21 protein-coding genes and 1 tRNA gene are annotated in these 20,453 nt (G+C 38.0%); 14 read left to right on the top strand and 8 right to left on the bottom strand.

What is annotated here, in order from left to right:
• Positions 1–45 precede the first annotated feature (45 nt).
• Both accB and accC read left to right on the top strand, forming a co-directional pair.
• Positions 46–516, top strand: coding sequence for an acetyl-CoA carboxylase biotin carboxyl carrier protein (gene accB, locus HIPMA_RS03630; protein WP_013681715.1), 471 nt, complete (start codon positions 46–48; stop codon positions 514–516).
• Positions 516–1,859 (top strand): acetyl-CoA carboxylase biotin carboxylase subunit, encoded by a 1,344-nt coding sequence (gene accC / locus HIPMA_RS03625; RefSeq protein ID WP_013681714.1) that lies wholly within the window; start codon positions 516–518, stop codon positions 1,857–1,859. The genes accB and accC overlap by 1 nt, the downstream gene beginning before the upstream one ends.
• On the opposite strand, the gene HIPMA_RS03620 is transcribed toward accC, so the two are convergent.
• Genes HIPMA_RS03620 through HIPMA_RS03610 form a run of 3 tightly spaced genes read right to left on the bottom strand, consistent with a single transcriptional unit; the run spans position 1,856 to position 4,657 of the window.
• A complete protein-coding gene (locus HIPMA_RS03620) occupies positions 1,856–2,377 on the bottom strand; it encodes a GGDEF domain-containing protein (RefSeq protein ID WP_013681713.1) in 522 nt (173 codons plus the stop codon). The genes accC and HIPMA_RS03620 overlap by 4 nt on opposite strands.
• Complete coding sequence (gene trpS, locus HIPMA_RS03615; RefSeq protein WP_013681712.1) at positions 2,346–3,350, bottom strand: tryptophan--tRNA ligase; 1,005 nt, start codon at positions 3,348–3,350, stop codon at positions 2,346–2,348. Before trpS ends, HIPMA_RS03620 begins: the two co-directional genes overlap by 32 nt.
• Before the next feature lie 8 nt (positions 3,351–3,358).
• Positions 3,359–4,657 carry a sensor histidine kinase gene (locus HIPMA_RS03610; protein ID WP_013681711.1) on the bottom strand — a complete coding sequence of 433 codons (1,299 nt, stop codon included), beginning with the start codon at positions 4,655–4,657 and terminating at the stop codon, positions 3,359–3,361.
• A gap of 104 nt (positions 4,658–4,761) precedes the next feature.
• Here HIPMA_RS03610 and HIPMA_RS09140 point away from each other — a divergent pair, with 104 nt between their 5' ends.
• Both HIPMA_RS09140 and HIPMA_RS03600 read left to right on the top strand, forming a co-directional pair.
• A complete protein-coding gene (locus HIPMA_RS09140; RefSeq protein ID WP_013681710.1) occupies positions 4,762–6,207 on the top strand; it encodes a GGDEF domain-containing protein in 1,446 nt (481 codons plus the stop codon).
• Positions 6,204–7,250 (top strand): M24 family metallopeptidase, encoded by a 1,047-nt coding sequence (locus tag HIPMA_RS03600; protein WP_013681709.1) that lies wholly within the window; start codon positions 6,204–6,206, stop codon positions 7,248–7,250. The genes HIPMA_RS09140 and HIPMA_RS03600 overlap by 4 nt, the downstream gene beginning before the upstream one ends.
• Before the next feature lie 3 nt (positions 7,251–7,253).
• On the opposite strand, the gene HIPMA_RS03595 is transcribed toward HIPMA_RS03600, so the two are convergent.
• A tRNA-Pro gene (locus tag HIPMA_RS03595) sits at positions 7,254–7,330 on the bottom strand.
• Between the two features lie 42 nt (positions 7,331–7,372).
• Positions 7,373–8,146 carry an enoyl-CoA hydratase/isomerase family protein gene (locus HIPMA_RS03590; RefSeq protein ID WP_013681708.1) on the bottom strand — a complete coding sequence of 258 codons (774 nt, stop codon included), beginning with the start codon at positions 8,144–8,146 and terminating at the stop codon, positions 7,373–7,375.
• A 74-nt stretch (positions 8,147–8,220) separates the two neighbouring features.
• On the opposite strand from HIPMA_RS03590, the gene HIPMA_RS03585 reads away from it, so the two are divergent.
• The 4 genes from HIPMA_RS03585 (at position 8,221) to HIPMA_RS03570 (ending at position 11,176) form a co-directional block, all read left to right on the top strand.
• Complete coding sequence (locus HIPMA_RS03585; protein WP_013681707.1) at positions 8,221–9,132, top strand: ketopantoate reductase family protein; 912 nt, start codon at positions 8,221–8,223, stop codon at positions 9,130–9,132.
• Between the two features lie 310 nt (positions 9,133–9,442).
• Positions 9,443–10,555: a tyrosine-type recombinase/integrase gene (locus tag HIPMA_RS03580; protein WP_013681706.1), complete on the top strand. Its 1,113-nt coding sequence runs from the start codon at positions 9,443–9,445 to the stop codon at positions 10,553–10,555.
• Positions 10,556–10,634: 79 nt separating this feature from the next.
• Positions 10,635–10,913 (top strand): DUF4258 domain-containing protein, encoded by a 279-nt coding sequence (locus tag HIPMA_RS03575; protein WP_013681705.1) that lies wholly within the window; start codon positions 10,635–10,637, stop codon positions 10,911–10,913.
• Complete coding sequence (locus HIPMA_RS03570; RefSeq protein WP_013681704.1) at positions 10,910–11,176, top strand: CopG family antitoxin; 267 nt, start codon at positions 10,910–10,912, stop codon at positions 11,174–11,176. The genes HIPMA_RS03575 and HIPMA_RS03570 overlap by 4 nt, the downstream gene beginning before the upstream one ends.
• Here the strand turns inward: HIPMA_RS03570 and HIPMA_RS09560 are convergent.
• The 3 genes from HIPMA_RS09560 to HIPMA_RS09130 are packed head-to-tail and all read right to left on the bottom strand — an operon-like array spanning position 11,168 to position 12,466.
• A complete protein-coding gene (locus HIPMA_RS09560) occupies positions 11,168–11,320 on the bottom strand; it encodes a DUF6364 family protein (RefSeq protein ID WP_013681703.1) in 153 nt (50 codons plus the stop codon). The genes HIPMA_RS03570 and HIPMA_RS09560 overlap by 9 nt on opposite strands.
• 50 nt (positions 11,321–11,370) lie before the next feature.
• Positions 11,371–11,877: an ImmA/IrrE family metallo-endopeptidase gene (locus HIPMA_RS09135; protein WP_013681702.1), complete on the bottom strand. Its 507-nt coding sequence runs from the start codon at positions 11,875–11,877 to the stop codon at positions 11,371–11,373.
• 13 nt (positions 11,878–11,890) lie between these two features.
• Positions 11,891–12,466: a helix-turn-helix domain-containing protein gene (locus HIPMA_RS09130; RefSeq protein WP_013681701.1), complete on the bottom strand. Its 576-nt coding sequence runs from the start codon at positions 12,464–12,466 to the stop codon at positions 11,891–11,893.
• A 94-nt stretch (positions 12,467–12,560) separates the two neighbouring features.
• Here HIPMA_RS09130 and HIPMA_RS03555 point away from each other — a divergent pair, with 94 nt between their 5' ends.
• From HIPMA_RS03555 to HIPMA_RS09125, 6 genes are all read left to right on the top strand, one after another.
• Positions 12,561–12,827 (top strand): helix-turn-helix domain-containing protein, encoded by a 267-nt coding sequence (locus tag HIPMA_RS03555; RefSeq protein WP_013681700.1) that lies wholly within the window; start codon positions 12,561–12,563, stop codon positions 12,825–12,827.
• A gap of 132 nt (positions 12,828–12,959) precedes the next feature.
• A complete protein-coding gene (locus HIPMA_RS03550) occupies positions 12,960–13,199 on the top strand; it encodes a hypothetical protein (RefSeq protein ID WP_013681699.1) in 240 nt (79 codons plus the stop codon).
• A complete protein-coding gene (locus HIPMA_RS03545) occupies positions 13,196–13,663 on the top strand; it encodes a hypothetical protein (protein WP_013681698.1) in 468 nt (155 codons plus the stop codon). Before HIPMA_RS03550 ends, HIPMA_RS03545 begins: the two co-directional genes overlap by 4 nt.
• Entirely contained in the window at positions 13,653–15,026 is a 1,374-nt protein-coding gene (locus HIPMA_RS03540) for a DnaB-like helicase N-terminal domain-containing protein (RefSeq protein ID WP_013681697.1), read from the top strand. Before HIPMA_RS03545 ends, HIPMA_RS03540 begins: the two co-directional genes overlap by 11 nt.
• Positions 15,027–15,038: 12 nt before the next feature.
• Positions 15,039–16,112, top strand: a complete 1,074-nt coding sequence (locus HIPMA_RS03535; protein ID WP_013681696.1) for a hypothetical protein — start codon at positions 15,039–15,041, stop codon at positions 16,110–16,112.
• 716 nt (positions 16,113–16,828) lie between these two features.
• A complete protein-coding gene (locus HIPMA_RS09125) occupies positions 16,829–20,425 on the top strand; it encodes a TraC family protein (protein ID WP_013681695.1) in 3,597 nt (1,198 codons plus the stop codon).
• Positions 20,426–20,453: the final 28 nt, after the last annotated feature.

Here is a 20,453-nt window from a genome sequence, read left to right as displayed (position 1 = left end):
GCAATTTTGGTATATTTTCATGATTATGAAATGGGAGGTTGTGCTATGGATCTGAAATCCTTAAAGGAACTTATGCGTTTTGTAGAAAAAAGCCAGTTTGTTGAATTTGAATACAAAGACGAAGAGATTCAGATTATTTTAAAGAAAAAAGAGGCATTTGTTGCTGAGAATGTCCTACCTCAACCGCAAGCCATAGTTGTTGAGCAGGAAAAACCCAAGGAAGAACCAAAAACAGAAGAAAAACAGGTAAAACAAACTCAAGAAGACCCAAGTCTTGTTGAAATTAAATCTCCAATGGTCGCTACATTTTACAGGGCACCATCTCCGACATCACCACCTTATGTGGAGGTCGGCGATGAGGTCAAAAAGGGTGACGTATTGTGTATATTAGAGGCTATGAAGATAATGAACGAGCTTGAGGCTGAATTCCCATGTAGAATTGAAAAGATATTGGTCGAAAATGCCCAAAAGGTCGAATACGACCAACCACTATTCCTTGTCAAGAGGTTGGATTGATGTTTAAAAAGATCCTCATAGCAAATAGGGGAGAAATAGCGGTAAGGATAATAAGGGCGGCAAAAGAGTTGGGTATAAAAACCACCGCCGTATATTCAACAGAGGATAAGGATTCCATGCATGTCAAATTGGCTGATGAGGCCATATGCATAGGGCCAGCCGAGGCATCCAAAAGCTATCTTCATCTGTTTAACATGGCGCAGGCCATAGTAAACTCCAAATGTGATGCCGTTCACCCAGGATACGGCTTTCTATCTGAAAACCCGGCTTTTGTCAGGGTATGCAACGACCTTGGTGTCACATTCATAGGTCCTGATGCAGAAACTATGGAAAGACTAGCAGACAAATCAATTGTAAAATCGATTTTAGAGGATAACGGCATACCGACTATTCCGGGAAGTAGAGGATCAATAAAAGACGAAGAAACACTTATAGAAACAGCAGAAAAGATCGGATATCCTGTATTGCTTAAGGCTGCATGGGGTGGCGGCGGCAAGGGCATGAGAGTTGTAAGAAGCAAAGAAGAGCTTATCGGGGCATACTCAGCCGCTAAGATGGAGGCAAGGGCGTCGTTTGGCAAAGAGGATATCTATCTTGAGAAATTTATCGAGCATCCAAGACATATAGAAGTGCAAATACTGGCAGATGAGTATGGGAATGTGGTTCATGTAGGTGAGAGGGATTGCACATTACAAAGAAGACATCAAAAACTATTGGAAGAGGCACCCTCCGTTGTCCTAAAAGAAGAGATAAGAAAAAATCTTCTATCAACCGCCGTTGAAGCCGCAAGGGTTTTAAACTACAAAAATGCAGGAACACTTGAGTTTCTGTTTGATGGCGAAAATTTCTACTTCATCGAGATAAATACTCGCATTCAGGTCGAACACCCTGTAACAGAGATGGCATACGGTGTTGATTTAATCAAAGAGCAAATAAGGATAGCCGCCAAAGAAGAGATAAGTTTTACCCAATCGGCTGTAAAACCCAAATTTCACGTTATAGAATGCAGGATAAACGCAGAAGACCCGGTTAAGTTTTATCCATCACCGGGCAATATAACCTCCCTTTTCATACCAGGAGGCCCTGGTGTAAGGGTAGATACGGCTATCAAATGCGGCTCAAACATCTCACCGTTTTACGATTCGATGATAGCAAAACTAATAGTCAGGGGAAATTCAAGAGAGGAAGCCCGCCTAAGGATGCTCAGATGCCTGGATGAGTTTGTTGTAGAGGGTGTAAAAACCAGCATCGATTTCTTCAAAAAACTCCTCATTACCGAGGATTTTATAAACAACAATTACGACACAAACTTTATAGACAAAAAAATTCTAAGCAAATACTAAACTTTAACTATTATCTTTTCTGAAACCTCGCCAGCCTTACTCAAAGCTTCAAAGGCCCGTTGAGAGAAAGCCTCAACGGTGTCCTTATCCTTTGAAAATGTAACGCCAAATTTTAAATCTATACTCAATCTGCAATCATCATCGTATTCTAAATTGCTTAAATGCTTATCTAACTTTTTACAAAACATAACCGTATCATCCCCTTCAAACACCCTTGTTAAGATACAAAAAAACCCATCATCACAATGAAACAACATATCGCTTTTTCTACAAACACTTTTAAGCTTATCTGCCACAATTTTATCGATTTTGTCCTGTTTTAACTCTATACAACTTGAATCTACATTCTTTCCGATTTTGCTCTCAAACATAATAAGGCTGTAATTTTCCTCATACCTTTGATGCTGAGTTAATATATGGTCTATCAAAAAGTACAATGCGCTTTTATTGTTAAGGGTGTTTTTACTCTTTAAGTCTTTTTCTATTTTATCCAAATCTCGCTTTTGAAAAAATTGCATCCCTCACCTCTTCCATAGTTTCTTTTGCTTTTCTAGAAGCTTTTTTTGAGCCCTCAATAAGTATTTCTTTAACCTTCCCTTTGTTTTTTATAAGCTGATTTCTTTTATCCCTTATTTCAGACAAACCCTCGTTCACATTTTTTGTAAGAAGTTTTTTGCACTCAACGCAACCTATCTGGGCCTTAGAACATGCAAGCTTTATTTCTTCCTGTTTTTCTTTTGGTGTAAATATTTTATGAAGCATAAACACACCACACTCTTCAGCAATGCCAGGATCTGTCTTTCTCTTTCTTCTTGGATCAGTAAACATAACTTTTATCTTTTTCTGCGTCTCTTCTTCACTATCTGACAGATATATGGCGTTATTGTATGATTTACTCATTTTCCTGCCATCAAGCCCCAATATCTTTGGAACCTCAGTTAAGAGAGGCTGCGGCTCAATAAATACATCCTTCTTGACCAGGTGGTTAAAGTGCCTTACAAGTTCCCTGGCAAATTCAAGGTGAGCTACCTGATCTAAACCAACAGGCACAAGATGTGCTTTATAGATAATAATATCGGCTGCCATAAGCACAGGATAGCCTAAAAAGCCATAGTTTGATGTCTTGGCTTTTCCAAGCTGGGCAATTTGGTCTTTGTATGAAGGCACCCTCTCAAGCCAGCCCACAGGGGTTATCATAGATAAAAGCAAAAACAACTCAGCATGTTCTTTAACCAGTGACTGAACAAATATGGTATTATTATCTGGATCAAGCCCAAACGCCAGCCAATCTATAACCATATTCAGAGTATTTTCTGTAATATCCTCTGATGCATCAAACCCTGTTGTTAAAGCGTGCCAATCCGCAACAAAATAGAATCTTTCATAGCTATCATCCTCTTGAAGCCTAACCCAGTTTTTTAAAGCACCGTACAGGTTTCCAAGGTGCAACGCACCGGTAGGTCTCATGCCACTTAAAATTGTTTTTCTCATGTTCCCCCTCACATTGGAAGTAGTATTTTAAAGGTCGTACCTTTACCTATTTCACTTTCTATATAAAGCTCACCGCCGAGTATTTCTATAGAGTGCTTGGCTATTGGGAGACCAACGCCTTTTTTCACACTACCGCCTGATTCAAATGGCTTGAAAATGTTTTTTATTATACTTTTGGGAATTCCAGGACCTGTATCCTTTATGGTTATCTCCACTGTATTTCTGACAGACTTAGAAGTCGCAACAGCAATACTCAACTCACCACCATTCTTCATCACCTTTACGCAATTATCTATTATGTTGTGAAGTGCAATTTTGAGTTTTTTCTCATCCGTCCTAATAGGCGGCATGTTTTCCACATTTAAGTTTACTTTTATATTGTTCTTTTTTATTTCCAAATCAAATTCACTTAACACAGCATCCATTAGAACATCAAGTTTTACAAACTTAAGTTCGACATTTTTGTCGCTCATTTCAAGCAGGTTGTTTATTATAGAGCTTATATTCTTACTTTCACTTTTTATATAATCAATATACTTTACAAGTTCCTCTGGATTTGCCCCTTTTTTTATTTTCTTCTCCAAAATAGATGCCATACCACCCAAACTCATCAATGGATTTCTAAGCCTATGAGCAACACTTTCTGTAAGTTCAAGAAGAGCATTTTCTTTTTCTCTTTTTATCAACTGCCTCTGCATTCTCTCTATCTTAAACAGCGAATCGCCAAGCTTTCTGTTTTTCTCCTTCAGTTCTTCATTGAGGGAGCCTATCTCTTCCAAGTGTTTTTCAGCCAAATCACTGAGTACGCCTGTAGGCAATGCTATTATAAAGAAAGGTATTATTCTGTAAATAATTTCTACAATGTTGTATATACCTATTCCATAGGTATAATTAAACATTACATAAAAAGCAGCACCAAAAAAGGCAACAAGCAAGGAGAGTTTTGTACCAAGCACAAAAGCAGACAATGTTATAACTACAAAATAACCTGAATAAAAAGGACTCGGAAAACCGCCGGTGTTGTAAGTGAAATATGATATTACAATCTGATCAAAGATAAAACTAAAAAGACAAAACACCTCGGAACGTTTACTATGCTTGGGTATGAAAAATCTTATAACAAATAAAGCCGTATAAATATAAATTATTATGTTATATACGTAAATAATCTGAAGTTTATTGAGATTTGCAAGATAGAGATTGGGATAGGTAACCCAAATGACAGCTCCGGAGACAGAAAGCAGCCTAACAAACAATATGAGGAGATTAGTTTTTAATACATCGGCAAAGTAGTCGGTTTTTACCATTAAATAGCACCTAAAAATTGAACAAAAGACGACATTCTGCTATAGTATAAGTTAGTTGGATTTTTTTGTTTTGTCAAATTAATGTTTTTTAAAAGGAACTGTTAATGCTAAGAAAACCTAAGTCCGGCAAGACACACTGTTCTGTTTATATCGAGAATCTCTCAACCGCAATTATACATCTGCTTATAGCTTTAAAAGCAAACGACGAAGCTATAGATAGTCAAATAGATAAATTCAAAGAACAGGTAAAAAAGATAAAATTTGAAGAAAATCCATCAAAAGTCATAGCTTTAAGGGATTCTATAGCAGATTTTGTTATAAAATACGATGAATATATACATCAGAAAAGGGATGAATTTAACAAACTACTTCTAAGCAACATCAGTATACTCATAACACTTGCAAAATCATCCGAAGCAGACACTCGTTGGAAGAATAGCCTTGATGAGGTTAAAGAACTTCTAAAAAATAAAATAGACATAGAGCAACTAAAAAAAACAAAAGATATACTCTTTAAACTTGGAACGGCAACAAAGGATTCCAAAGATATAGTTTACAGGGACATCGTAAATATTCTTTTTGAGCTACTTGATTTAGAAACCGACAGCCCTGATGCAAAACCCTATTTAGAAAAGGTGCAAAAACTCCAGACAAAGCTCTCATCAAGCCCATACAGATTAGACGAGAAGGAAATCAGGGATGAGATAAAATCCATAGTCGAAGAAAAAGAAAGACTTGAGGAAGAATACATAGAAAGCCTACAAAAAAAGCTCGACAAAGCCTTAAAAGCCTTGATCTACACTATAACTACTTTCACTACATCATCCAATAACTATGTAAACACATTTGAAGGTCATATAGAAGAAATAAATAACACCATAAAAAATGGTAACGTTGATGTAGATGAGCTAAGTAAAAGGCTTATAGGTATAGCTATAAAGATAAAAGATACTACACTAAATATGAAAAATGAACTTGAAGAATATTCAAAAAAGATAGACGAGGCAAAAAAAACAATAGAGGAACTCAAGGAAAAGCTAAAAAAAGCAGAAGAAAACCTTATCATAGACCCACTAACGGGAGTATACAATAGACGGGGACTTTTGCATTTTTTGAAAATAGAGATAGCAAGAGCCAAAAGATACAAACAGCCAATGTCTATCATTATGGCAGATTTAGACCATTTTAGTAGGGTTAATAATACATACGGACATTTAGCTGGTGATATAGTTTTAAAGGGCTTTTGCAAAACAGTAAAGTCATTAATAAGAGCAACAGATATAGCAGCAAGATACGGCGGTGAGGAATTTATCATAATATTACCAAACACAGATATAGATAGTGCCTACGAGGTGGCAGAAAAAATCAGAAATGCCATATCGAAATTAAAATTCAAATACAAAGATGAAACATTCTCTATAACCTCAAGCTTTGGTGTAAGCCAATACAAAGATGACGAAACCATAGAAAAACTCATAAAAAGAGCAGATGCCGCTCTTTACAAAGCAAAGGAAAAAAGAAATATTACTGTTAAGGAGAGTCAAATATGAGAGAAAACAGGTTAAACAAACTCAAAGAAAAAATGGAAGAGGCAAGTATTGATGCAGTTGTATTGTTTTCAGATAGTGATATAAAATACTTTTGCGATATAAATGTAGAGGGCGTATTTGTTTTAATAAAAGATGAGGTAAAACTCTTTGTAAGCAGTCTATATTTTCAAAAAGCCCAGGAAAAACTGAAAGAAGATGCTGTTTTATCCAATAGCCTCGACAATATAATAGAATACTTACAATCAAATAAAATAAAAAACATTGGTTTGGATTTTGCAAAAACCACAGTAAAGCAACTAAAAGCATTTGAGGGGTTTAATATAATTGATTTTTCCAACCAGACCCTCACAATCAGAGCAATAAAGGAAAAAGAAGAAATAAATAATATAAAACGAGCAGCATTAATAGCCAGGAATGCACTTTTAAAGGTTTATCCCACCATAAAAACAGGCATTACAGAAAAAGAGCTGGCAGACGAGTTAGCCTATCAACTAAGAAAAAATGGAGCAGAGAAAGAAGCTTTTGATACTATAGTTGCAAGTGGACCTAATGCAGCATACCCTCACCACAAACCAACAGACAGAAAAATCAAAGAGGGTGAGTTTGTTGTAATAGACTTTGGAGCAAGTATAGACGGATACAACTCAGACACAACATACACATTTTTAATTGGAGAAAAAACCGACGAGCTAAAGGAGTTGTTCAACGCCGTATTCTATGCGCAACTCTTTGCAACAGAGATGATAGCGCCTGGCAGAACCACGGCAAAACAGATCGACGCAAGAGCAAGAGAGGAATTGGCAAAACGCAATCTTGACAAATATTTTATCCATTCCACAGGACATGGCGTTGGCCTTGATGTGCATGAGTTTCCCTTTTTAAACCCAACAAACGATATGGTGATCCAGCCTAATATGATTTTCACCATAGAACCGGGTATTTACATACCAAACAAGCTCGGCATCAGGCTTGAGCATATGGTTTTGGTTCATGAAAATGACACAGAGGTGTTAGCCTTTGCACCGTTTGTGGAGGCGATGTAGAAGTGGTCGGGGCGGGCGGACTCGAACCGCCGACCCCCAGTACCCGAAACTGGTGCGCTACCAAACTGCGCTACGCCCCGAAAACCACCCTCATTATATACGACTTTTTAAGCTTTTCAAGCTTATTTAAGCTTCCAATTTGGTTGTCTTTTTTCTAAGAAGGCATTTATTCCCTCTTCTGCATCCTTTAAGGTGCAAATTTCTGCGAAGGCATAATTTGCCACCTCAATTTCCTTCTCAAGCGGTAAGTCTGACATTTTGTAAAACGCCTCTCTTGTTATCTGAAGAGCAAGTGGACTCTTTTTAGCCAACTCTTCAGCCAAATTCACTGTTTCCTCTTCCAACTTGCCTTTAGGGGCAACCCTGTTTATCAAACCCCACTCCAGGGCCTCCTCAGCCATAATGATCCTGCCGGTTAAAAGCAACTCAAGTGTTCTCTTTCTGCCTATAATCCTAGACAAAGCAACAGCAGGACCGATACAAGACAAACCCACATTTATAGCCGTTGCTCCAAATTTAGTACCCTCCTCTGCTACAGCTAAATCGCACAAAGCCACAAGGCCAAAACCGTTTGCAACGGCAAAACCCTTAACAGAGGCTATTGTTGGCGTTTTCATCGAGGTTAATGTAAGATTCATCTCCTCCATAAGGCGGGTGGTTTCTAAAAGTTCCATATGGGTTTTATCTTTCAGCTCTGATACATCTATACCTGCAGAAAAGCCCTTACCCTTAGCTTTAATAACAATCACCCTAACATCTATGTTTTTATCCAGATCCCTCAAAGCATCGTTAAGCTCCCTTGCCAGCTGGCTTGTAAACACATTCAGGTTTTCAGGTTTTGCAAGCGTTATAAAACCAATATGATTGTTAATCAAAACCTCTATACTCTCGTACATTTCAGAAACCTCCTTTAATTTTTGAAAATTATATTAACTTTTGATAAATTAATCAAAACAAAAAAGGAGAGAAGATGGAAAAGATAGGAATTTTTTGTGCTGGTGCTTTAGGACTTTGGTTTGGATTTAAACTTCAAGATAGATATGACGTAGTATGCGTATCTAAAAAAAGGATAGCCGATGCGATAAAAAGCAAAGGATTAACACTTTTAGTTGACAAAAAAAGAACAACAAAAAACATAAACATAACAGAAAACCCAGAAGCAATTTCAGACTGTAAAATTATTATGTTAGCCTCAAAAAGCTTTGATAGCAAAGAGAACCTTAAAACGATAAAAAAATATAATCCTAAAGCCAATATAGTTACAATTCAAAATGGCATATATACAGAAGAAGTAGCCAAAGAGCTTTTTGACAAAAACCAAATATTCCCTGCCTCTGTAATGATTGGTTCAAAATTTATAGACAACTCAACTATAGAGGAGTTTCTAAATGAGGGTATGATTTTAGGCAATCTCAATAATTCAAGTAAAGCAGAAGATATTACTGAAATATTTAAAAGTGTTGGCATAAAAATCAAGATTTCAGATAACATAGAAAGGGACAAATGGAAAAAATTTATGTTCTACTGCTCATCAGCCACGCTTAACAGCTTAACGGCAACGTTAAGCCTATACGAAAAAGACGAAAGCTGGATAGTAAAAAGGGCTTTGAATGAGATAGCAAGCGTAGGAAGAAATTTAAAATTGAGTTTTGATATAGAGAAACTCAAAGAAGATGTTTTTAAGTATGCAATGAACTTTAGACCCAGGCAGTGGAACGCAAGCGTGGGAGAAGACCTAAAAAGGGGTAAAAAGACAGAGATAGATTACCTAAATGGATATGTGGTCGAGTTGGCTAATCGATTCGATATAGATGTCCCTGTAAATGAAACGCTTTATAGACTTGTAAAAATACTGCAAAAAACAGAAAGATTAAAAATTTAATAATCCTCATACGCACGAAAATATGGTAAGAATGATATTTGACTTGCTGAGAATTTAAGTGGTGCCGAGGGTGGGAATCGAACCCACACGGAGCATAGCTCCAAGGGATTTTAAGACAATGATAATGGATTATCTTATATCTTTGTTTGCTCAATATTTTTTTTAAAATAGCCTATAACAATAGCGATTATAGGCTATTTATTCTCTTTAGGAAACTGTTTATTTTTTTATCATTTTGTGCTATTTTATCGGAGAGTTTGTCCGAAATGTGCCCTTATGGCACAAGCAGGATGATAGGGAGAGGCTTAAGATGGCAATATACATTGTCTGTCCTAACTGCAGGATGGAGTACTCTGCCAAGAAAAAATCATGCCCTAAATGCGGGTATGTTGTCAAGCAAAATAAAACTTTCAGGATTTCTGTCTCCTTCCACGGCAAGAGAGTAAGGCAAACAGTTTCAGGCACAAACCTGCAGGGTGCTAAAGAGATAGAAGCGAAAATTAAGTCAGAACTTGTATCAGGTGAATATTACGACCGAAGGCAAGCAAAAATAGCGTTTGAGCAGTTTGTAAAAGAGAAATACCTTCCTTACGCAAAAGAAAAAAAATCATACAATAGAGAGGAAAGCCTTCTAAGACTCTGGATATTCCCTATTATAGACAAAAAAACGCTCAACAACATATCCCCTCTTGACATAGAAAAAGTCAAAAAAGAAATGATAAAAAACGAAAAAGCACCAAGAACAATAGAATATGCCATTGCTGTCATGCGCCAGGTGTTCAATAAGGCAATTGAGTGGGGTTTTTATTTTGGTGCTAATCCAGCTGCAAAAGTCAAAAAGCCCAAAAAGGACAACAGGAGAATGAGATTCCTTACTAAAGAGGAAGCTGAAAAATTGCTCAGTGAACTTAAAAAACATTCAATTCAAGTTTATGAGATGGCCTATCTATCTCTTTACACCGGTATGCGTTTTGGCGAAATAGCAAATCTCACCTGGCAAGATATAGACTTTCAAAACGGCATAATCACAATAAAAGACCCTAAGAACAGTGAAAGCAGGGTTGCATATATGACAGACAGCCTAAGAGATTTGCTTTATGCTAAATACAAGAGAGAAAAACCAAAAAATTCCAGCGGGTTTGTATTTCACAGAAATGGAAAACCCTATAAACAAATCCCTGGAACATTTAAAACCGTTGTAAGAAAACTCGGCCTAAATGACGGCATAACGGATCCAAGAGACAAGGTAGTCTTCCACACCTTACGCCACACATTTGCTTCCTGGCTTGCCATACAGGGAACACCTATCTATACGATTAAAGAACTTATGGGGCATAAAACACTGGCAATGACAGAGAGGTATAGCCATCTTATACCGGATGCAAAAAGGGAGGCGGTGGAGAAACTCTTCGGTAATACTTGAGATTATAAAATTTTACTTTATGTTTTACTGATGCTGTTTTAAGTATTGACTATGTATTTACTTAGGAGTAATATTAAACATGAACATTGTTTTTGATGAGTTAAAAAACAGAAAACTTAAAAAGGAAAGAAACGTAACATTCGAAATGGTGATTGAGAAGATGGCAAAAGGTGAAATTTTACTTGATTTTGAGCATCCAAATAAAGAGAAGTATCCAAATCAGAGGATAATGGTTATAGAGTTGAACGGATATCCTTGCTGTGTGCCATATATACAGACCAATGATGAAATTGTTTTAAAGACTATTTTCCCCGATAGAAGGTTTAAAAAATTACTAAAGAAAGGAGATAAACCATGAAATACATAGATAAAGAAGAAAAGGAAATTATGGAGTCTTTGAAAGACTTAGATGTTGATATAATAAAAAACGACAAGGAGAATATAGAAAAGCTCAAAAAAGCAGCTCAAGACTATATAGACAAACAGGACAAAACCATAACCTTGAGAATATCATCAAAAGACCTTGAAAAAATCAAGCAGATAGCCGCCAGGAAAGGCTTAAGGTATCAGACCTTCATAAAAAGCGTTCTGCATGAGATTATAGAGGAAAATTCAGCTTAGTCTGTAAATTTCTTCTACATTCTCATCAAAGCTACTGAAAAACTTCTCGACCAAAGATGAAATCGATTCTCCTCTTTTTTGGGAGTATAGTTTAGCTTTTTTTATTGCATTTTCATCAAGCCTTAAGGTTAATTTTACTTTCATCTGAGTGGGGTTCACAGTGATTCAAGGTTTAAAAGAAAATCTTTTACTTCTCAGCTATAAACACTAATCCCGTGAACTGGTAAAATCAGCTTCAGCTCCTCAAGCCTGATTCTCATGGCTCGCTTTGACACCTGAAACAGATCGGCGAGCACCTGAATATCGTCCGAATATCCGTGAAAAGCACTAATAACCTTCTGTCTGGGCATGAGGAGTTCTGCGGCAAACACATCAGCCTCTCTTTCGTATATATTCGAGTTTTCCTCTGTGAATAGAAATATCTCGCCTTCCCTCTCCAACCTTGGGTGGTGCCTTAAAATGTGTCCTATTTCGTGGGCTATTGTAAACCTTTTTCTAACATCTGGCCTGTTGCGATTAACAACAATTAGCCCTCTTGTTTCTTTTACGGCCAGTGCAATACCGTCCACTTTTTCCGGTAAATGCGCATACTCTATGTCTATGTTTAATTTTTCCAGGAGATAATCGAGATCTATAGGGATTTTTAAATTGTAATCTTTAATGATTTTCCATGCAAGCTTCCTGGCATAAATAAAGCTCACGCTTTTCTTCCCTTTAGTCTTTTTTCTTTTTAGACAAATACCCCTCTAAAACAAGCGACAAAGACTCAACAACCTCGTCTATCTCTTTATCGTTTAAATCGCCCATTGACCTTAGCATAGTTACGACTTTGTCATTATTGAGAACTTTGCTGAAAATCTCAGGCATGTAATTGGCCAACTTAAGGTATTCCTCTGCGGGCTGCTTAAGAACGCGTGCTAGCTCGATAACCTCAACCCTCTCAAGCTTTTCCCTGCCTGACAGGACAGCGTCCAGTCTATCCTTAAATGAAAGGCTGTTAACGGATTCTGCGCTTGCCTTGCTTAAGTCTTCTTTTAGCCTTTCAAGAAATTCCTCAGGCATTCCGTTTTTTATGAACATGTCTCCCTCGCCAGTGAGAAGCCAGTTTGAATTTATGTCTTTTAATTCATACACAATTCTTGCTAATTTCTCATACGAAGCTTTTTGTTCGTCTTTTTCGTATCTTTGATATGCCCTAAGTGTAACATCCATAATTTCAGCCATTTCTTTTTGCGATAAACCTTTTGCTTGTCTTATAGCCTTTAATCTTTCACCTAAAGAACCACTCATAATACGACCTTTAGTTCATTTTTTTATTGACAATACGACTAATAAGTCATATAATTTACTCACGAAAACAAAAAACTTTGTCTGAGGTGGAGGAATGGACGAAGAAATGGACATTAAAATAAAAGCAACAAATCGTAAAAGCCTTATAAAAGCCCTCCTTACAGCTAAAGGCATAAAGATAACAGACATAGCAAAAGAGCTCGGGGTTGCGGTTACAACTGTTTCCCTTGTTATATCCGGTCGTGATACCTCTAAACGCATACAGACCACCATAGCCAAAAAACTCGGTGTCGATGTTAATGAGCTATGGCCAAAAGTCTCAGTCTCGAAATCAAAAGTCTCAAAGTCAAGGAGAAGGTAAATGTTTTTCATAAACCGTATTCTCTATTTTTCATTTGCCGCCATTAAAGTCAAGTGTCAACCAACTTTTTTCGCAATTATACCACAGGCGGGCGGCAAAACCAAAATATTTTGTTTATAGAGGAGGTTTGCTATGCCCAGAAAAACGCATTCCAAAAAGACAAAGGTATACCCAGAGAAAATTTCTTACAAAAACAGAACCTTAATACCTCTCCGAGCGAGTGAGCTTGAAAAGCACAACATTCCCTTTTCAGCAAACACATTCTACTTTTGGCACAGTCAGGGCAAGTATCGGGAAATCTTCGTAAAAGTTGCGGGGAAACTGTTTATCGATCTGGATAAATTCTGGGAGCTGGCTGAGGAGGGAGGATGAAAATAATAGAATACATAGACGAGATGCCATATTACAAAGAGATAGCAGATTGGTGCTATGGCTGTTATTCGTATTCAAACAGCCATAGCCCAGAAGAAATACTAATTCAAGAAGAGGAAGCTGGACTAAGGGAAAAAATCGAGGAAATAAGAGAAGAACTCCAAAAAAAAATGCGAGATATAATCCTATCAAAATACAGCGATATTTTAAGCGATAAAGAGTGGGAATACCTGCGTAAGCTTTTCGACGCTGATAAATGCTACACACCCGAAGAACAAAATCAACACACAGCGGCCTCTCGCATAGGGGTAACACGCGAATATTTTGGTCTAATAATCCACCGAGTTTACAAGAAATTGGTAAACGACAAGAAACTTAAACAGAGTTGTTTAAAGGAATTGCGCAGGTGGGAATCTATTCTATACAAACGATACGGCATAAAGGAGAATGCAGATGCAAGGTGATAAAAGAAAAAATATAAAGCTAATATCAAATAAAACGAGAAAACTGGGTATTCTCCCTTACGACAGGGAATCAGAAGCTGGAATACTATGCTGTATTATTCTAGACAATATTTTAGTGTCAACCTGCCTAAAACACGGACTTAAACCCGAGGATTTTTTTGAAAGCAACAATCAAATCATATACGAGAAAATGTTGGAACTCCGCAGGCAGAACATTAACATAGACTTCCTGACGCTTATGACGACTCTAAAGGATTACAACATACCCCCCGAATATATAACCAACATAGCAGAATACCTTCCCGCGCCAATGAATATCGAATATTTCATACAACGGGTTAAAAACCTAGCAAGGGTAAGAAAGTATATCAATATCGCAAGACAGATAGAAATCATCAGTTTTGAAACCAAAGATCCTGAAGAGATAGAAAAAGCCCTGCCATCCTTATTTTTAGACGCAGGCCAAGGCCAAACTCATTCCTGTAAACCCGTCTCTGCGCTTCTTAGTAAAAACACAGACGCCTATGAGACCTTTGCTCACGGTGCAAAAGTGCAGCAAAGAGCAATCTGGGGAATAGTAGGCGCAACAAGTGCAGGCAAAACAGAGTTTGCACTGGATCTGGCACTGTCTTACACCCTGCAGGGCATAAACAACACAATTCTTTTCTGTGAATATGAGGGAACAGAAGAAGATTTAGCAAGCAGAATTCAACGCAAAGCTCAGGCTGAAAGCAGATGGAATACGGAATTTATAAGCACCGCCATGAAGCCCAACTTCCTGCAAATTACCGATTTTGTGCAGAGAAATAAAAACAACAATATCCTCATAATCATAGACTACCTGCAGAGATTTGCCAGAAAACTGCAGGCAGACGATACAAGGCCAAGCGAGAATTTACGCCTTTATGTGAACAGCATATACAACTTTTTCGATAACCTCAGAGCAGATAACACAAATGTATCCGTGTGCTTCTTAATGAGTATGAGTAAGCAGGGTATAAACGAGGTATCAAGACAGAAAAGGGCCGATAAAATTGATCTCCTTAATGCAATCAAGGAATCCGGCGATGTGCAATACGATCTTGACTACTCCTACGCAATACTATTCTCAGAGGAATCCAATGACGACAATCTCTCGCTGAGCAGGTTTGGGAGCACGGGAAAGGCAAAGAGATACATGCACCTATACCCGGTAAAAGAGGCGAGGATAGGCGAACCGTTAAGGGAGAGTGTTTATGTGTTTTCTGCTGAGAGATATGCGTATGAGATGGTGGAGTCGTATAAAAACACAGAAACAGTTAAAACGGAATATACCTCAACAGAAGTAGACGAATATGAATTTGAAGATGATGTAAACCTATAAGCGAGGTGAAATATGGCAAAAGAAAAAGGTAATAACAACGATCAAGAGAAAAAACAAAGCAAGCATCCAGTTGAAATTTGTGAAGTGGTGAGAGGGGATTTGAAACTCTATTCCCCTCTCTACCGCCGGGTAACTACTATGCCCATAGAAACAAAAGCCTTAATAGAAAATAGCATAAGATTATGGGATGTTAAAGCAAAAACTTATCTAACACAACTGCACAGCCTGGTTTTTGACGCTTTTCTTACAAATATATTTGTCAATAAAACAATAATGACAGTTGAAACACCTATTTCAAGATTAATAGGGCAGCCAACACTTGTTGGTGTTGTTTATTATGGAGACTTAAGAAGATTACTACCAAGCAAACTCTCAAAAAGCGGGCAGATGGCGCTACTTGAAACTTTAAGCGAACTGCGAACAAAGATTACATTAGAAACTGTTGTTATAGATAAGCAGTCAAATAAAAAAATTGGACAGGCAAACAGCGGGTTGGTGGATAATTTTATCCTGGTGTCTATAGATCCAGAGCAAAGGGAAGAAATCATTAAAGACACATTTAAAAATAACCCTATCAAAATAAACAGAATTAAAGAAATATACGAAGAAAAGCAAAAATTATACGACGAGAGAAACTGGATAAAACCAAAAGACTCAGATCTTCTTGTTATGCAAATCCCGCCAGTTGTCCCCTTACTCTTTGCAGCATCAAAGCTGAGATTAAATTATTCCACAACATTCATTGATAAGTTGTCCCAAATTCAAGATGGGCCTATATTATCGATTGTAAAGTTTATTACATCCCAAAAAACACCGTTTTCTATTAGTGCGGTGAAGTTGTTTGCAAAAATTGAAAATATCCCTAAGGATAGAAAAAAATGGACAATAAAACAAAAAAATAAATACAAGAGATTTACGAGTAAAATTAAAATACATGCTTCAAGGCTTCAAGACCAATTTAACATAGTTTATGATAGCGAAAAAATGTTGTTTAATTATAATACACCTGCAATTGGGGTTGGTTTTTCAATACCGGAAGTTTCAAGCGATCCGTTAAAACTAACCATACTTGTAGATAAAAATTAATCTGAACCCCTGGCTAACTCTGTTCCCACAAACCCATCCGCTCTGACGAGCTGCCTCTTTTTTTTGTACTCTGTACATAGTGAATTACTTTGTACTGTGTACAGAGTGATTTCCCTTATTCATTGTTTTTCGCCGAACCCCGTGGGCTCCCAAAAGCCCGTAAGGGGTTCGGCTATAGGCTATTCTATATTCTATTCTATATAGAATAGCCTATTCTATATTACTATTCTGCAATTTTTGGAAAATCCGTCCACTTTAAGTACCCCATCCGTCCACTTTAAGTACCCCACTTTGTCAGATCCGTCCACTTTAAGTACCCCATCCGTCCACTTTAAGTACCCCACTTTGTTTACCGCTTTGTTTACTCATTCTAACATTGGGGCTTACTTTTAGTAAGGAGGAACAACAATTGGATAGAAAGGGTAATGGTGGCGTAAAACATCCGCCTTTCATCCCCTCCATTACGGAAGGGGACTTCTCGGCGGGGGGAGTTAACAATAGTCTGCAAAAGCTTAATGGCTGAGGCTCGCTGTTCCCTAAATTCCTGCTTTTCAGTGCATATTTCTCACACATGCACTGAATTAGTGCGTGTTTTTTACCCCCCACAAAAAAACTGTAACACCCCTGCCTATATATAGAGAGGGGTTGGGTTTGAGTTTGCCTGGTTTCTTTACATACCCAACGCCCAAAAAAACTTTGAATGCTGGGGGTGTGCCTTGCTTACCTTAAGAGAACTTAAAAACATGACCAGAAGAAACCAATTCAGCGATTATTTGCCTTATCTGGCTTACGATGAAAATCTTAAAATTTATTACAACCAGGACGACACAATAGGTTATATTTACGAAGTTACTCCCCGTTTTTTTATGGGGGAGACAACTATAAACATGCTCAAAAGCTTATTGTCTTTAGTTCCTGATGACTCTGTTGTTCAATTTATTCTCTTTGCTGATCCTTATGTTAAACCAATACTTGATATTTATAAAAATTTAAAAACCCGTCAGTATGACATAATTAACCTTGCTGTTGAAAGGTATGCTGATTTCTGGCTTGAGGGAGCAGAAAAAGGCATAAAGCAGGCATCTGATATTCCTTCAAGGTATTTTCGTTCTTTTATTGCCATTAAAATTCCTGTTAAAAAAGCCAAAGACCTTGACTTAGACGCTTTTAAATACAATGCAACAGAGATACTCTCAGGCGCAAGGCTTAATCCGAGAATTCTGCCTGTCAGTGAGTTGCTTAACACTCTAAGACGCCTGTTTAACGACAGGGTTATTGTGGGAAAAGGCTACGATGACCTAAAGCCGATAAACAAGCAGATCATTACCTCCGAAACGGTTATTCAAGCGGGGCTATCAGATATACGTGTCGGTAGTAAAATCTACAAATGCACCACACCCAAGCTTTTCCCGGGTGGCTCGGACGGTTTAAACACGTTTATAACCAACCAGCTCATCGGTGGTATCTGGGGTGTTGCATCCGATGCCGAGCAGATTATAACGCCATTTATATTTACACTTAACGTCTATAAAAACGACGCGCAAATCAAAAAAGAAATAGGGCTCAAGACCAACCTTGTTCTTCAGCAGCAGGGCTTTGGAACGCTTGCTCCGAGTCTTGCCAGAAAAAAAGAGGAATTTGTCTGGGCAATAGATCAGATAGATAATAACACAAGGTTTGTAAAAGTCTTGCCTATTATCTGGATGTATGCTTACGATGATGATACGGCTCTACAGTCTATAGCAAGGGTAAAGCGCATATGGGAAGAACACGGCTTCACAATGCAGGAAGATAAGGGTATATTACCAATCCTTTTTATATCCGCCCTACCCTTTGGGCTTTACACTGAAGGCGATAATATACGCAAGATAGACAGAGATTTTGTTTTGCAGGATGAGCTTGCAGCGACAATGGCGCCCCTGCAGGCAGATTTTAGAGGTGCAGGAGAACCTGTTCTTCTTTTTCACGGCAGAAAAGGTCAGCTGATATCCGTTGATGTGTTTGACGAGCATGCGGATAATTACAACGTATTCGTTGCCGCATCAACTGGCTCAGGAAAATGCAGGACAGACGGACAAATACTAACCGAAACAGGCTTCTGTGATTTAAGAGAAATTCATGAGGGCGATAGAGTCTTAAGCGACAATAACGGCTCTATCGACACAAAACCAGTATTAAAAACATTTAGCTTTAAAAATGAGAAAACAGTTAAAATAAAAACCAAATTCGGCAGGGTTATTCAGTGCACACCTGACCATAGGCTAAAAGTGGAAAATACTGCATGGACACACGCAAGAGATCTCAAAAAAGGCGACATTCTTCCCGTCGAGCTTTCCTGTATGAGATTTGGAAATTGGAGCAATGAAAATGTAGGGTATTTGTTTGGTTTGGTGTATGCCGACGCAATAGATGCCGCTAAACCAAATCAGAGTGGCAGTAAAATAAAAAAAATACTTATAAATTATTATCTAAAGGATGGTGATAATACGGAGACGTCTTTTTCCACAAAAAAAATTCCTCGTTTTATCACCATGAATGCATCAAAGCCTTTCTGGGTGGGCTTTATAGAGGGGTTGATCGATGTTGCAGCTCGTATTAACAGCCAGAAGAATCAAATAGAAATTCCACTGGCAACTAAAGAGCTTGCAGAACAGGTTAGAACCGTCCTTGAGCAGGGTTTTGGGGTTGTTTGCAATGTTCAGGTTAAAAATACCACTAACGGCGATAGTAAGAATGTGCTTATTATAAGCGGGTCAAGCGTAAGAAGATTTGCCAGAATATTCAGGTTAATAAAGGCGATAAAATCGGAGAGACAGGATAAGTTAAATGAGGTTTTAAAAACAGACTTTAATGATGATATTGACGTGTTGCCTGAAAAATATACGAAGATTTTTATTGAGGATTTAATTGCTCTATATAAAGACAGTGAATATTACTATGAGCATGAGCAGGAAATACTTCTGAAAAACGGTAATGAGTTTGCTTTTGAGGAATATAAAAACGGCATCAAAAGGTTATCAAGAAAGCATGCTCTTAATATAATCAAAAACTCATACTTGCAGAATGACACTTTAAAAGAATGGGAAGAATTCATCTCTACCCACTACTTCGATGAGGTAGTATCCGTTGAGCCTGCCGAGAATGCCGATGTTTACGATGTATCCGTTGAGGATACGCACAATTACTTTGCCGACGGCCAGATCAATCACAACTCATTCCTGATTAACTACATCGTGTTCAACTACTTCTCTGCTGGAGACAAAATAAGGATCATTGACATAGGCGGCAGCTATAAAAAACTCACTCATCTCTTTGACGGTAGGTTTTTAGAGTTTACAAAAGAATCAGATATAGTCATAAATCCTTTCACGAATGTTCGCGATATAGAAGATGAGCTTGCAGTCCTCGCCGCCATAATCAAGCAGATGATACTTTCCTCAACAGGACAAATAGACATAGAGCGCGCTGAAACGGCCGACACAATTATTAAAAACGCAATCAGGCTTGCATGGCAGTCTGAAGGCAACGACGCCGATATAAACACTATTTACCATTTTCTTAAAAACTACAAAGACTTTGTTGAAGACGATCCGAACAAGGAGTTCTACATAGACACTGCCTCAATACTTGCCTTTAACCTCTATGACTTTACCTCACAGGGCAACTACGGTAGATGGTTTAACGGCAGATCCACGTTTAATATATCCGATGATGATTTTGCGGTTCTGGAGCTTGAGCATTTAAAACCACAAAAGGAGCTGTTTAAGGTTGTAACCCTGCAGATAATCAACGCCGTAACGAGGGATTTATACCTGTCTGATAGGAGCTCAAAGCGTCTCATTATCTTTGATGAAGCGTGGCAGTTCCTTGAGAGCAGTGATATATTTGCCGACGTCATTGAAGAGGGCTACAGAAGGGCAAGAAAGTATAGGGGTTCGTTCAGCGTTGTTGTCCAGTCCCTGCTTGACTTGAAGAATTTTGGCAAGGTAGGCGACGTTATAAGGGCAAACAGCGCCTGGAAGTTCTTGCTTGCATCTCCCGATTTCGAAAAAGCCAAACACGATAAGATTATAGATTACGATGAGTTTGTGATGAAAATCCTTAAAACAGTTAAGAGTAATAAGCCAAAATATTCCGAGATATTTATCGACTCGCCGTTTGGGTTGGGCGTAGGGCGCCTAATAGTTGATAAATACACCTATTATCTGTTTACATCCGATCCAAAGGAAAACTCCGAGATAGAGAGAATGGTTAAAACCAAAGGAATAAGTTATGCGGAAGCGATTAGGATGATGGTGGAAAAGCATGGGTGAACGGGTAGATGGGTAAATGGGTGATGGA

It is taken from the genome of Hippea maritima DSM 10411 (assembly GCF_000194135.1).
Classification (GTDB): Bacteria; Campylobacterota_A; Desulfurellia; order Desulfurellales; family Hippeaceae; genus Hippea; species Hippea maritima.
This window is presented reverse-complemented; position numbering and strand designations above follow the sequence as displayed.